General features: G+C 55.5%; 11 protein-coding genes. 7 read left to right on the forward strand and 4 right to left on the reverse strand.

The features are described 5' to 3' along the window. Window positions 1–23: 23 nt before the first annotated feature. Entirely contained in the window at window positions 24–455 is a 432-nt protein-coding gene (locus tag ACESMB_RS01495) for a universal stress protein (protein ID WP_372925646.1), read from the reverse strand. Window positions 456–626: 171 nt separating this feature from the next. Continuing rightward, complete coding sequence (locus tag ACESMB_RS01500; protein ID WP_372970777.1) at window positions 627–1,445, reverse strand: hypothetical protein; 819 nt, start codon at window positions 1,443–1,445, stop codon at window positions 627–629. Window positions 1,446–1,876: 431 nt separating this feature from the next. On the opposite strand from ACESMB_RS01500, the gene fadB reads away from it, so the two are divergent. The 3 genes from fadB to topA all read left to right on the forward strand — a co-directional run bounded on the left by fadB (window position 1,877) and on the right by topA (window position 8,119). Continuing rightward, complete coding sequence (gene fadB, locus ACESMB_RS01505) at window positions 1,877–4,024, forward strand: fatty acid oxidation complex subunit alpha FadB (RefSeq protein ID WP_372970778.1); 2,148 nt, start codon at window positions 1,877–1,879, stop codon at window positions 4,022–4,024. A gap of 33 nt (window positions 4,025–4,057) precedes the next feature. Further along, a complete protein-coding gene (fadA, locus tag ACESMB_RS01510; protein WP_372925649.1) occupies window positions 4,058–5,233 on the forward strand; it encodes an acetyl-CoA C-acyltransferase FadA in 1,176 nt (391 codons plus the stop codon). A 249-nt stretch (window positions 5,234–5,482) separates the two neighbouring features. Continuing rightward, window positions 5,483–8,119: a type I DNA topoisomerase gene (gene topA / locus ACESMB_RS01515; RefSeq protein WP_372925650.1), complete on the forward strand. Its 2,637-nt coding sequence runs from the start codon at window positions 5,483–5,485 to the stop codon at window positions 8,117–8,119. 60 nt (window positions 8,120–8,179) lie between these two features. On the opposite strand, the gene ACESMB_RS01520 is transcribed toward topA, so the two are convergent. Together ACESMB_RS01520 and gltA are read right to left on the reverse strand one after the other, a co-directional pair. Further along, on the reverse strand, window positions 8,180–9,055 hold the full coding sequence (locus ACESMB_RS01520) for an NAD(P)-dependent oxidoreductase (protein ID WP_372925651.1): 876 nt from the start codon (window positions 9,053–9,055) through the stop codon (window positions 8,180–8,182). A gap of 116 nt (window positions 9,056–9,171) precedes the next feature. Then, on the reverse strand, window positions 9,172–10,446 hold the full coding sequence (gltA, locus tag ACESMB_RS01525) for a citrate synthase (RefSeq protein WP_372925652.1): 1,275 nt from the start codon (window positions 10,444–10,446) through the stop codon (window positions 9,172–9,174). A gap of 455 nt (window positions 10,447–10,901) precedes the next feature. Between gltA and sdhC the strand changes: the two genes are divergently transcribed. From sdhC to ACESMB_RS01545, 4 genes are read left to right on the forward strand one after another with little or no spacing between them, the layout of a single operon-like run. Beyond that, window positions 10,902–11,276 carry a succinate dehydrogenase, cytochrome b556 subunit gene (gene sdhC / locus ACESMB_RS01530; protein WP_114612902.1) on the forward strand — a complete coding sequence of 125 codons (375 nt, stop codon included), beginning with the start codon at window positions 10,902–10,904 and terminating at the stop codon, window positions 11,274–11,276. Then, window positions 11,270–11,623 carry a succinate dehydrogenase, hydrophobic membrane anchor protein gene (sdhD, locus tag ACESMB_RS01535; RefSeq protein ID WP_114612591.1) on the forward strand — a complete coding sequence of 118 codons (354 nt, stop codon included), beginning with the start codon at window positions 11,270–11,272 and terminating at the stop codon, window positions 11,621–11,623. Before sdhC ends, sdhD begins: the two co-directional genes overlap by 7 nt. A gap of 3 nt (window positions 11,624–11,626) precedes the next feature. Beyond that, complete coding sequence (gene sdhA / locus ACESMB_RS01540) at window positions 11,627–13,399, forward strand: succinate dehydrogenase flavoprotein subunit (RefSeq protein ID WP_372925653.1); 1,773 nt, start codon at window positions 11,627–11,629, stop codon at window positions 13,397–13,399. Between the two features lie 15 nt (window positions 13,400–13,414). Further along, window positions 13,415–14,119, forward strand: coding sequence for a succinate dehydrogenase iron-sulfur subunit (locus ACESMB_RS01545; protein WP_372925654.1), 705 nt, complete (start codon window positions 13,415–13,417; stop codon window positions 14,117–14,119). Window positions 14,120–14,167 lie beyond the last annotated feature (48 nt).

The following is a 14,167-nucleotide window of genomic DNA, read 5'->3' on the forward strand; positions in this document are numbered from 1 at the left end:
GCCATCCCGCGGTATCGCGTCGGTTACTGGATGCGAACGGCAAGCACGTCGCACACGGTTCCGTGCAGGACGCCATTGGCGGTGGAGCCCAGGAGCAGTTGAAAGCCCTTGCGCCCGTGACTTCCTACAATGACCAGATCTGCATTCTGTTCTTTCGACAGACGATGAATCTCCGACTCGGGACGGCCAACGGTCACCACCTGGTCTTCTTTCGCCACGCCATACTGTTCACCGTATTGGGCAAGCTGATCCTTCGCTGCCTTGTCCAGCTGATCCTGGAGTTCCGTCAGATCCATGGGGATATCGCCACCATAGGCGTAGCCCACCGGCTCAACCACGTGCACCAGCATAAGCTGGGCACCATGAGCCTTGCTGACCTCTACGGCCTTGTTAAGAACCTGCGGGGCCTCTTCTGTAAGATCAATGGCCACCATAATTTTCTGATAGATTGACATCGCATCGCTCCTTCGCGGATGAGGTCTGAATCGGGGCTTATCCAGGCAACACTGTACCTGAAAAGTGTAAACCAATAGTGACGGGTATCAAACCAGTCAGAGTTCGGCGCTGAAAAACCAGCAGAGGTGGCCGGTGCAGATTTTGCGCTGCCGCCGGCCAGGCAGGGCGTGTCAGGCGCTTTCCCTCAGCAGGTCAATGGTTGTGGCCAGGCTGTCAAGGATGCCTTTTGAATAGCGGTCAATAACGAAGGCGACATTGTTGTCATTGTAGTTGACGTAGGAGCCGCGAATGAATTCCCACTTCGATGTGACGTCGTTCAGCGTTTTCTTGAGTGACCCTTCGGCATTACCTTCCGCAACCTGTGAGAGTAGCGTTTCAAATTGTTTTGCCTGCTCATCCAGGGGCATATCGTTGGATGAGCCCTGGAAAGTCTGGGCAACCGAGGAGTGTGTGCGCGCCGAATATTTCCCCATCATCTGTGCCATGGTAACCGCAGCGGAGCGGGCAGCCTCAATACGGTTGTTGCTCTCTGTTTCAGAGCTTTCCCGGGCCACGATGTACATCTCGCTGGCTACCTCACTCATCAGCAGAGCCTGGTTTGCCATGTCGGAAACAAGCCGCAGGTCCGGGTAGCCGGTGTTGCGCACGTCATTGATATTGCTGCGCATCAGGTCTTTGAACTTGTCGAATTCCTCGTTCAGGCTTTCAACCTGCTCTCCTGAAAGTACGCCGGCGGTGCTGTCTGCAACCGCATTCATGGATTCATTGGCTTCGTTGATAGCGGCCACAATTTCGTTGAGAGTCTCGGTATCGCCGCTGGCGCTGAAACGATAGTAAGCATCCAGCGCCATGTAATTGCTGATGCGAAAGCTGTGAAGATCAGAAAGAAATCCGTCTCCCTGTTCCTGGGCACGAACTGTCAGGGAAGTAATCAGCAACAGCATCAGGGCTGTTGCGAGTGAGCGTACCCGCAGGCGAGCGTCTTTCATAGGATGGGTCTCCGTAAGGCTGTTTTATTATTGTGGACTAAAGTCGCATACCGAAGGTAAAGTAACCGAGCCGGCCGATCAAGCAGTTTTGCGGGGCGGAACAGGGGCAAATGTAAACGAGTTTGAAATTTACGTGATTAAGTTCTCGTTTCTTCTGAATACCCCGTCGCAGTTGCTTGATAAATAATAATTCCATTCGCCTCCAGGTGCCATTCGGCTGTCCCTTCGGAGGCAGGTCCGGTTGATTCTTCCAGAAACAAATTGACAAACGAGCTGTTTTTTTTCATCGTGTCACCTCACGATTCAAACGACTGTATGAATTTTGGATCGATTGATCGGGTAGTGACCGAAATCTCGCTGCATCAGCGGCCGCATGGCGAGCGCTTGTGCGGCTGTCTCAGCAGTTCCAAACACAGACTGGAGATCAGTTGATGATTTACGAAGGTAAAGCCATCACGGTTAAAGAGATCGAAGGCGGGATCGCTCAGTTGAACTTCGACTTGCAGGGCGAGTCAGTGAACAAGTTCAACCGTCTGACGATTGAAGAGCTCCGCGCCGCGACTGACAAGCTGGAAGCACAGAAAGGCCTGAAGGGCCTGGTAGTGAGCAGCTCCAAGGACAGCTTTATCGTTGGCGCCGATATTACAGAATTCACCAACCTGTTCGCAGGGCCGGAAGAAGACCTGGTTGCCAACAACCTGAAGGCCAACGAAGTATTCAGTGCTATTGAAGATCTGCCTTTTCCCACGGTTACCGCTATCAACGGTATGGCTCTGGGTGGCGGCTTCGAAATGTGTCTGGCCACCGATTACCGGGTGATGGACAAGAAGGCAAAAGTCGGTCTGCCGGAAGTGAAGCTCGGCATCTTCCCGGGCTTCGGCGGTACTGTTCGCCTGTCGCGACTGGTGGGCGTTGATTACGCGGTTGAGTGGATTTGCGGTGGTACCGAGAACCGCGCGGATAAGGCCCTGAAAGTCGGCGCCGTAGACGCCGTGCTTGAAGGCGAAAAGCTGGTAGAAGCCGCCATCGGCATCATCAATCAGTGCAACGACGGCAAGCTGGACTACCAGGCCCGTCGTGATGAAAAGAAGGGCAAGATCAAGCTGAACGCCATGGAAAGCATGATGGCGTTCGAGATCTCCAAGGCGTTTGTTGCTGGCCAGGCTGGCAAGAACTACCCGGCGCCAGTGGAAGCCATTAAGGTAATGCAGAAGCATGCCGGTCTGACCCGTGACAAGGCGATCGAGGTGGAAGCCAAGGGCTTTGCCAAGATGGCCAAGACCAACGTGGCCGCGTGCCTGGTGGGCCTGTTCCTGAACGATCAGGAACTCAAGAAAAAGGCCAAGGCCTGGGAAAAAGAAGCCAACGACGTGAACCTGGCGGCCGTACTGGGCGCAGGCATCATGGGCGGTGGTGTTGCATTCCAATCGGCATTGAAAGGCACGCCCATCCTGATGAAGGACATCAACCAGGACGGTATTGCGCTGGGCCTCAAGGAAGCCAAGAAGCTTCTGACCAAGCGCATCGACAAGGGCAAGATGAAGCCCGATCAGATGGCAGATGTTCTGAACAACATCACACCGACCCTGAACTATGGCGACTTCAAGAATGTCGACCTGGTAGTGGAAGCGGTTGTCGAGAACGCTAAGGTCAAGGACGCAGTGCTGCGTGAAACCGAAGACTCGGTTCGTGAAGACACCATCCTGACCTCCAATACCTCAACCATTTCCATCAACAAGCTGGCGGCCAACCTGAAGCGCCCGGAAAACTTCTGTGGCATGCACTTTTTCAACCCGGTGCACATGATGCCACTGGTTGAGGTTATCCGTGGCGAGAAGACGTCCGACCGGGCGATTGCCACTACGGTGGCCTACGCCAAGGCCATGGGCAAGACACCGATCGTTGTCAACGACTGCCCCGGCTTCCTGGTAAACCGCGTGCTGTTCCCGTACTTCGGCGGTTTCGTGAACCTGGTTCGTGACGGCGCTGACTTCCAGCATGTCGACAGGGTTATGGAAAAGTTTGGCTGGCCGATGGGTCCTGCCTATCTGCTGGACGTCGTGGGCATGGACACTGGTAAGCATGCTGGTGACGTCATGGCCGAAGGCTTCCCGGACCGGATGAAGCACGAAGGTACTACTGCCATTGACGTAATGTTCGATAACAACCGTTACGGACAGAAGAACGACAAGGGCTTTTACAGGTACGAACTGGACCGCAAGGGCAAGCAGAAGAAGGTTGTCGACGAAGAAACCTACAAGCTGCTTGAGCCGGTTGTTCAGGGTAAGAACGACTTCAGTGACGAGGACATCATCGCCCGCATGATGCTGCCCCTGTGCCTGGAAACCGTTCGCTGCCTGGAAGACGGCATTGTTGAAGACCCGGCAGACGCCGATATGGGCCTGATCTTCGGTATCGGCTTCCCGCCGTTCCGCGGTGGTGCCCTGCGCTATATCGACGACATGGGTGTCGACAAGTTCGTCGAGCTGGCAGACAAGTTTGCAGATCTTGGTCCTTTGTATCACCCGACCGAGAAGCTGCGTGAAATGGCCAAGACTGGCGAAAAGTTCTTTGGCTAACCCTGAACGAGATTTCCGAACGGAGAAAGATCTATGAGCCTTAATCCGAGAGACGTTGTCGTCGTCGATTGCGTGCGGAGTCCAATGGGTCGTGCCAAGAATGGCTGCTTCCGCAATGTACGTGCGGAAAACCTGTCGGCTGCGCTGATTGAAGCACTGTTTGAGCGCAATCCGAAGCTCGACCCGAAAGAAGTTGAAGACGTGATCTGGGGCTGTGTAAACCAGACCAAGGAACAGGGCTTCAACGTGGCGCGTCAGATTTCATTGCTGACCCGCATCCCGCATGAATCTGCAGCGCAGACTGTCAACCGTCTGTGTGGTTCCGCCATGAGCGCGATCCATACGGCGGCCCAGGCCATCCAGACCGGCAACGGCGACGTGTTCGTTATTGGTGGTGTCGAGCACATGGGGCACGTACCCATGACTGAAGGCTTCGACCACAACCCGGCTGCGTCCAAGTATTCTGCCAAGGCTTCCAACATGATGGGCCTGACTGCTGAAATGTTGTCCAAAATGCACGGTATCACCCGTGAGCAGCAGGACGAATTTGGCGCGCGTTCCCATCGCCTGGCCCACGAAGCCACTCTGGAAGGTCGCTTTAAGAATGAGATCGTGCCTATCGAGGGCCATGATGAGAACGGCTTCAAGGTACTGATTGAAGAGGACGAAACCATCCGGCCGGAGACGACTGTGGAGTCTCTGAGCCAGCTCAAGCCAGCCTTCGATCCGAAGAACGGTACCGTCACTGCGGGTACCTCTTCACAGCTGACTGACGGTGCTGCAGCGATGGTACTGATGTCTGCAGAGCGTGCCGAAGCGCTGGGTCTGAAGCCGATGGCGAAGATTCGCAGCATGGCGGTAGCAGGCTGTGATCCCGCGATCATGGGTTATGGTCCGGTTCCGGCCACCAAGAAAGCCCTGAAGCGTGCAGGCCTGAAAGTTGAAGACATCGACTTTTGGGAACTGAACGAAGCGTTTGCAGGTCAGTCCCTTCCGGTTCTGAAAGACCTGAAACTGCTGGGCGTCGTGGAAGAGAAGGTGAACCTGAACGGCGGTGCGATTGCCCTTGGCCATCCGCTGGGCTGTTCCGGTGCACGAATCTCAACAACCCTGCTGAACGTAATGCAGGCTAAAGGCGGCAAGCTTGGTGTTTCCACCATGTGTATCGGCCTTGGTCAGGGCATTGCGACCGTGTGGGAGCGCCTCTGATTCGGTAAGCCGGATTGATAGCAAACCTTCAGGAGGCCCGGCAAATGCCGGGCTTTCCTGTCTCTGAGCTGGCAAAAAAAGCCGGCCATAAACAGAAGAATGGGTTGTCTTGCTTTTCTTGACCCTGTAAAACAATGCACCTATACCAATGTGGCGGCTAATGTGTGTTTTCTAGCCGACTGATTTTACAGCGAGTTTACGGTTTGCTGAATTTTTAACCGATTATCGCCAAGGACACAGATCTCCGATATGGGTAAAAGTCTCGTTATTGTCGAGTCGCCAGCGAAAGCGAAGACCATCAACAAATACCTGGGCTCCGACTTCATTGTGAAGTCGAGCGTCGGGCATATTCGCGACCTGCCAGTCAGTGGCAGCGGCTCAACCTCGGATCCGAAAGAGCGCGCCAGACAGGCTGCGCTGACCCGCAAGATGAGCCCGGACGAGAAGGCGGCTCACAAGAAGCGCAAGTCCAGGGAGCAACTGGTTGCCCGCATGGGGGTGGACCCGGATCACGATTGGAGTGCCCGTTACGAGATCCTGCCTGGCAAGGAAAAGGTGGTCAGCGAACTCAAACGCCTTGCCAAGTCAGCCGACCACATCTACCTCGCAACGGATCTGGACCGGGAAGGTGAGGCCATTGCCTGGCATCTTCAGCAAACTATTGGCGGTGAGCCAGAAAAGTATCGCCGTGTGGTTTTCAATGAAATTACCAAACGCGCCATCCAGGAGGCCTTCAAGGATCCGGGTAACCTGGACACCGATCGCGTCAATGCCCAGCAGGCGCGCCGTTTTCTGGACCGGGTCGTCGGCTACATGGTGTCGCCGCTGCTGTGGGCCAAAATTGCACGGGGGTTGTCTGCCGGCCGGGTACAGTCGGTGGCGGTGCGGCTGATCGTCGAGCGTGAGCGCGAAATCCGCAAGTTTGTTCCGGAAGAATTCTGGCAGCTTCACGCGGACCTGGCCTCCAGGCAGGCCGAAAAGCCAGTTCGTTTTGAAGTTACCCGTTACGATGACAAGGCCTATCGCCCGGTCAGCGAGAAACAGAGTACCGAACACGTTGGGCGCCTGAAGGCGGGCAGTTTCAAGGTCGCCAAGCGGGAAGACAAGCCGACGAAATCAAGGCCATCGGCGCCGTTTATTACATCCACGCTGCAGCAGGCCGCCAGCAACCGGATGGGTTTCAGCGTGAAGAAAACTATGATGCTCGCCCAGCGCCTCTATGAGGCCGGTTTCATTACCTATATGCGTACCGACTCCACCAATCTGAGTCAGGACGCTGTGGCCGGCTGCCGCGAGTTCGTCAAGAAGCAGTTTGGTGAAAAGTTCCTGCCGGAGAAACCCAGGGTATACGGCAGCAAAGAGGGTGCTCAGGAGGCCCACGAGGCCATCCGGCCGACAGACGTGGGCCGCAGGCCGGCGGATATCAGCGGCCTGGAGAAGGACGCTGAGAAGCTTTATGACCTGATCTGGCGTCAGTTCATAGCCTGCCAGATGGCGGATGCCGAGTTCCTGAGTACGTCTATTGTGGTCGCCAATGGGGATTACGAGCTTCGTACCCGCGGCCGGATTATCAAGTTTGAAGGTTTTCTCAAGGTGGCGCCCCAGTCTGCGAAGAAGGACGAAGACGTTGCGCTGCCTGACATCCAGGTAAATGAGACCCTTGAGCTGAAGAAGCTTGAGCCCACCCAGCATTTCACCAAGCCGGCACCGCGTTACACCGAAGCCAGCCTGGTCAAGGAGCTTGAAAAACAGGGCATTGGCCGGCCTTCAACCTATGCCTCTATTATTTCCACCATTCAGGATCGGGGCTACGTGCGCCTGCAGAACCGCCGTTTCTACGCGGAAAAGATGGGTGAGATTGTGACCGAGCGACTGTCGGAATCCTTCCCCAACCTCATGGATTTCGATTTCACCGCCAGAATGGAAGATGAGCTGGATGAGATTGCCGGCGGTGAGGTGGACTGGAAGCAGGTCCTGAACGATTTTTATGGCCGGTTCCGTCAACAACTGGAAACCGCCGAGAGTGTTGAAGACGGTGGTATGCGGGCGAATACCCCGACAGAAACCGATATCCCGTGCCCGACCTGTAGCCGCCCGATGCAGATCCGCGTTGCCAGTACTGGCGTTTTCCTGGGTTGTTCCGGTTATTCGCTGCCACCGAAGGAACGCTGCAAGACCACCATCAACCTGGTATCAGGTGACGAAGTGGTCAGTGCCGATGAAGATGTGGAAGGCGAGGGCGAAAGCCGCCTGCTGCGCAAGAAGCGCCGCTGCCCCAAGTGTGGCACCGCCATGGACAGTTACCTGGTGGACGAAACCCGTAAGCTGCACGTTTGTGGTAATAATCCTGATTGCTCCGGCTATGAAGTGGAGAAGGGTACCTTCCGAATCAAGGGCTATGAGGGGCCAACGCTGGAGTGCGATAAGTGCGGCTCTGAAATGCAGCTTAAGACCGGTCGTTTCGGTAAGTACTTTGGCTGCATCAACGCCGAGTGCAAGAATACCCGCAAGCTGCTCAAGAGCGGCGAGCCTGCGCCTCCCAAGATGGACCCGGTGCCGATGCCGGAGCTGCAGTGCCAGAAGGTCGATGATACGTACGTGTTACGTGACGGGGCCTCCGGCCTGTTCCTGGCTGCAAGCAAGTTTCCAAAGAACCGGGAGACACGTCCGCCGCTGGTGATGGAAATCAAGCCTCACCGCAAGGAAATCGACCCGAAGTATGATTACCTGATGGACGCGCCAGAGCGGGATCCCGAAGGTAACCCGACGGTCATTCGTTACAGCCGCAAGAGCAAAGAGCAGTACGTCATGTCCGAGAAAGAAGGCAAGGCGACCGGCTGGTCTGCCTGGTACGTGAACGGTAAGTGGCAGCCGAAAGAAAAGTAGTGGCCTGAGACGGCAGCAGGATAGTTGCGATCCATCCTGCTGTTTGTTGCAGAGCGAACATCAGGATTTTTTGCGCAGGCGCTGAATCAGCGACGACGTATCCCAGCGGTTGCCCCCCATCTGTTGAACATCCCCGTAGAACTGATCCACCAGCGCCGCAACCGGAATCCGAGAGCCATTCTTGCGTGCTTCCTCCAGGCAGATTGCGAGGTCTTTTCGCATCCAGTCCACTGCGAAGCCGTGTTCGAATTCCCCGTCAATCATGGTTCCGGAGCGGTTCTCCATCTGCCATGACTGGGCCGCGCCCTTGGAAATAACGTCGACAACTTTACGAACGTCCAACTCTGCCTGTTCGGCAAAGTGGAGTGCTTCAGACAACCCCTGAACCAGGCCGGCTATGGCAATCTGGTTCACCATTTTGGTTCTCTGGCCACTGCCTACCGGGCCCATAAGATTGAGGGCTTTCGAGTAATGCTCCATTAATGGCTTCGCTTGCGAAAACGGCTCGGTTTCGCCACCACACATGATGGTGAGCTGACCATTTTCCGCTCCTTGCTGACCTCCGGATACCGGGGCATCGATGAACTCAAGGTTTCGCGCCCTGGCGAGTTGTGCCAGCTGTTCGGCGATGCCGGCTGATGCCGTGGTGTGATCCACGAGGATGGCGCCGGGCCTGGCATTGGCAATAATGCCTTCAGGGCCCTCGAAGATTTCAACGAGGTCACGGTCTGCGCCAACACAGGTAAATACAAAGTCGGCTTCCATTACCGTATCGGCGATGGTGCCACCGGTTTTGCCGGGATATTTACCAGCCCAGGCCGCGGATTTGTCGGCGCTTCGGTTCCAGACCCTTACGTCGATTCCTGCGTTGGCCAGATGGCCCGCCATGGGGTAGCCCATAATACCCAGGCCAATAAATGCTGCGGTTGCGGTCATAAAGTCTGTCTCCGGACGTTGGTTATTATTGGGAAAATCAGCGTTAATCATTACAGAATGAGCAGACACAAAAAAGGCCGCTTTGCAGCGGCCTTCTTCAGATAACCCGGTTTTGTCTATTTTTTCGGGTACTTCCGGCTTTTCTCGCCTGTGTACAGCTGGCGTGGGCGACCTATGCGGTAATCACCACTGACCATCTCGTTCCAGTGGGAGAACCAGCCAATGGTGCGGGACAGGGCAAAGATTACGGTGAACATGGATGTCGGAATGCCGATCGCCTTGAGAATCAGGCCGGAATAGAAGTCCACATTCGGATACAGTTTGCGCTGGACGAAGTATTCGTCTTCCAGGGCAATTTTTTCCAGTCTCTGGGCGATTTTCAGCAGCGGGTCGTTTTCCAGGCCCAGCTCGGTCAGCACTTCGTGGGCTGTTTCCGCCATGACTTTGGCGCGCGGGTCGAAGTTCTTGTAAACCCGGTGGCCAAAGCCCATGAGACGGAAAGGGTCGTCCTTGTCCTTGGCCTTGGCAATGAACTTCTCGATGTTGGCTTCGTCGCCGATCTCCGCCAGCATATCCAGTACTGCTTCGTTGGCACCGCCGTGAGCCGGCCCCCAGAGAGCTGCAATACCGGAGGCAATGCACGCATAGGGGTTGGCGCCGGTGGATCCTGCCAGGCGAACAGTGGACGTCGAGGCATTCTGTTCATGATCCGCATGCAGAATGAAGATCCTGTCCATGGCCTTCGCCAGGATCGGATTCGGCTTGTATTCCTCACAGGGAACGCCAAACATCATCTGCAGGAAATTCTCGGCGTATGAAAGGTCGTTTCGTGGATAAACGAACGGCTGGCCGACGCTGTATTTGTAGCTCCAGGCCGCGATGGTCGGCATCTTGGCAATCAGGCGATGGGCAGTGATTTCTCGCTGTTCGACGTTGGCAACGTCCATCTGGTCGTGATAGAAGGCAGAAAGGGCGCCCACAACGCCACACATTATGGCCATGGGATGCGCATCCCGGCGAAAGCCCTGGTAGAAATTGCGCATCTGGTCGTGAAGCATTGTGTGGTTTTTGATGGTGTCGTGAAAGTGCTTGTTTTCCTCGGCCGTGGGCAGCTCGCCGTTCAGCAGAAGGTAGCAGACTTCAAGGTAGTCGGAATTCTCTGCCAGTTCTTCAATCGGGTAACCCCGGTGCAGGAGAACACCGTTGGCACCGTCAATGTAGGTGATCTGGGATTCGCAGGCCGCAGTGGATACAAATCCGGGGTCGTAAGTGAATACGCCTTCCTGGACCAGGCTTCTCACGTCAATGACGTCAGGGCCGACGGTGCCCGAATAAATTGGTAGCTCGATGGACTTGTCACCCACCGAAAGCGTGGCTTTCCTGTCGGTCATGGTGCTCTCCTATTTATCAGCATTTGGATGCGCTAGAAGGCGCGTATTATCGCAAAACTGGCGGCAAAATATAGGGCGTTGGCTTTTTTTGTCAATGGAGGAGGCAATAAAACCCTATATTTGACATCCGCTGTAAATCAGGGATACCCGGAATGCGCCCGGCCGGGGGCATTAATCGGATTTGTCAATCATCTATATAGCCAGTCTCAGGCCCTTATTTACAGGGGTTTGACAAGGTTGCGCGTTTGTAATTGACAGGGGTACTCCTTATAATCCGTATCCCGGAATCGGGGATATGCCAGGCCGCAGCGTCAGATGTCAGAAGAGCGCACGCCGGTTTTTCTCCCTCCTTAGGCAATCGTGTGCCGGATTCGTTCAGCACCATGATCGTTACATACCAACCATCCGCAACCGGTTCTCCGGCCCGCGGAACCAAGAGAGAGTGTGAGAGCGCTGTGAATAGCAAACGACCAGTAAATCTCGATCTCAGCAAGTTCCATTTTCCGCTGCCAGCCATTACGTCCATCGTGCATCGCATAAGTGGCATCATCATTTTCGTGGGTGTTGCCTTCATGCTGTACGGACTTCAGCTTTCCCTTTCCGGGGAAGAAGGCTTCAGCCGCGTTAGTGGATTGCTGGACAGCTTCCTGGCGAAGCTGATTACCTGGGGCATTCTGTCTGCCTTGCTGTACCACCTGGTTGCCGGCATCAAGCACCTGCTGATGGATATGGGCATTGGCGAAGAACTGGAAAGTGGCCGGCTCGCGGCGAAAGCCACCGTCGTGATTTCCGTGATTCTCATCCTTCTTGCAGGAGTCTGGGTATGGTGAACAGCGTAGACAGTGTTACGAATCTTGGCCGCAGCGGCGTATTCGACTGGATGATCCAGCGTGTTACCGCCTACGTACTTGCTCTGTATACAATTTTTCTGTTCGGTTTCATGTTGACGTCTGACGTCAATTACGACACCTGGTCCGGACTCTTCGATCAGACCTGGTTTCGTATCTTTACCCTGCTTGCCCTGCTTTCAATCGGAGGGCACGCGTGGGTGGGGCTCTGGACAGTAACAACGGATTACATCAAGGCGACGCTGCCCCGGTTCCTGGTCCAGGCACTGTGTGGATTGACAATGTTCGTGTATGTAGTCTGGGGTATTCAGATTCTTTGGGGGCTTTAATTAATGGCTAATATCAAGACCATGTCTTACGACGCGATTGTTATCGGTGGTGGCGGTGCCGGTATGCGTGCCGCCCTTCAGTTGACCGAATCCGGCGTCAACACCGCGTGTATCACCAAAGTTTTCCCGACGCGCTCCCACACTGTGTCTGCACAGGGTGGTATTACTTGCGCGATTGCCAGTGCGGATCCCAACGATGACTGGCGCTGGCACATGTACGATACTGTCAAAGGCTCTGACTACATTGCCGATCAGGATGCGGTCGAGTACATGTGTTCAGTTGGCCCGCAGGCCGTTTTTGAGCTGGAACACATGGGGTTGCCGTTCTCCCGCACCGAACAGGGTCGCATTTATCAGCGTCCTTTCGGTGGCCAGTCCAAGGGGCCGGATAATCCCACTCAGGCGGCTCGTACCTGTGCTGCTGCCGACCGTACTGGTCATGCTCTTCTGCATACCCTGTACCAGGCAAATCTGAAAGGTGGCACCACGTTTCTGAACGAGTGGTATGCGGTCGATCTGGTCAAGAATAGCAAAGACGAAGTGGTCGGCGTTGTTGGCATAGAGATCGAGACCGGCGAAGTCGCGTATATCAAGTCCAAGGCAACGGTTCTGGCCACCGGCGGTGCCGGCCGTATCTATGCCTCTACCACTAACGCCCTGATCAATACAGGCGACGGTATCGGCATGGCGCTGCGTGCGGGCTTCCCGATGCAGGACATGGAAATGTGGCAGTTCCACCCTACGGGCATTCACGGTGCCGGCACGCTGGTGACCGAAGGTTGCCGTGGTGAGGGCGGTTACCTGATCAACTCCGAGGGCGAGCGTTTCATGGAGCGGTATGCGCCCAACGCGAAGGACCTGGCTGGTCGTGACGTTGTTGCGCGTTCGATGGTTATCGAGATTCTTGAAGGTCGCGGCTGTGGCCCCGAGAAGGACCATGTTCTGCTGAAGCTGGATCATCTGGGTGAAGAAACCCTGAATCTTCGTCTGCCGGGTATCTGTGAGCTGTCCCGTACCTTTGCTCACGTGGATCCTGTAAAAGAGCCGGTTCCGGTTGTTCCGACCTGTCACTACATGATGGGTGGTATTCCGACCAACGTCGGCGGTCAGGCCCTGACCCAGGATGAGAATGGAAAAGACAAGCCGATCCCGGGTCTGTTCGCCTGTGGCGAGGCGGCCTGTGTGTCCGTACACGGTGCCAACCGTCTTGGCGGCAACTCATTGCTTGATCTGGTTGTATTTGGCCGTGCGGCTGGCCTGCACATCGAGGAGCAGCTCCGTGGCGGCTTCGAGGTTGACAACGCCAGCGAGCAGGATATCAAGAATGCGATGGCTCGGCTTGATCGTCTGAACAGTGCCTCTGAAGGTGAAAGTGTCGCCGAGGTCCGGAAGGATCTGCAGAGCTGCATGCAGCTGTACTTCGGTGTGTTCCGCGACGGCAAGAGCATGGAAGAGGGATTGGAGAAACTGGAGGCGATCGGCGAACGTGTTCGTAACACCAAGCTGGCCGACACCAGTAATGCCTTTAACACGGCTCGAATAGAAGCGCTTGAGCTCGATAATCTTTTCGAGGTGGCTCAGGCTACGGCCATTTCCGCGTTCGAGCGTAAGGAAAGCCGCGGCGCCCACGCCCGTAATGACTTTGCCGATCGTGACGATGAGAACTGGCTGAAGCACTCTATGTATTACCCGGTAGAAAAGCGTGTCGGAAAGCGTGATGTGAATTTTGCACCGAAGACAGTTGACACGTTTGAGCCGAAGGTCCGGACTTACTGAGGGGGGGATGTAGAAATGTTAGTGAGTCTTTATCGTTACAACCCGGAAACCGACAACGCGCCCTATATGCAGGATGTTGAGGTAGAGATTCCGGAAGGCAAGGATCTGATGGTTCTTGACGTTCTGAACCTCATCAAAGAGCGTGATGCGTCGATGGCCTACCGTCGTTCCTGTCGTGAGGGCGTCTGTGGCTCTGATGGCATGAACATGAATGGCAAGAACGGTCTTGCCTGCATTACCCCGCTGTCCGAGGTTCTGAAGAACAGCAAGCTGGTTCTGCGCCCGCTGCCTGGCCTACCAGTTATCCGTGACCTCGTGGTCGACATGAGTCTTTTCTATAAGCAGTATGAAAAGGTCATGCCGTACCTGGTCAACGACAACCCACCGCCTGCCATTGAGCGCTACCAGTCTCCGGAAGACCGGGAAAAGCTGGACGGCCTGTACGAGTGTATCCTCTGTGCATGCTGTTCTACTGCCTGCCCGTCGTTCTGGTGGAATCCGGACAAGTTCATTGGCCCTGCAGGCCTGTTGCAGGCCTATCGGTTCCTGGCGGACAGCCGTGATACCGCCCAGGCCGAGCGGCTAGCCAATCTTGACGACCCGTTCAGCGTATTTCGTTGCCGCGGTATCATGAACTGTGTCAGTGTCTGCCCCAAAGGCCTGAACCCCACGCGGGCAATCGGCCATATCCGCAATCTGCTGCTTCAGCGCGCAACTTAAGCAGAATCTGAAACAGGCGCTATACTGTGCTGACAAGGTAAGCGCCCG

The organism is Marinobacter sp. (assembly GCF_041686475.1).
In the GTDB taxonomy this organism is placed as follows: domain Bacteria; phylum Pseudomonadota; class Gammaproteobacteria; order Pseudomonadales; family Oleiphilaceae; genus Marinobacter.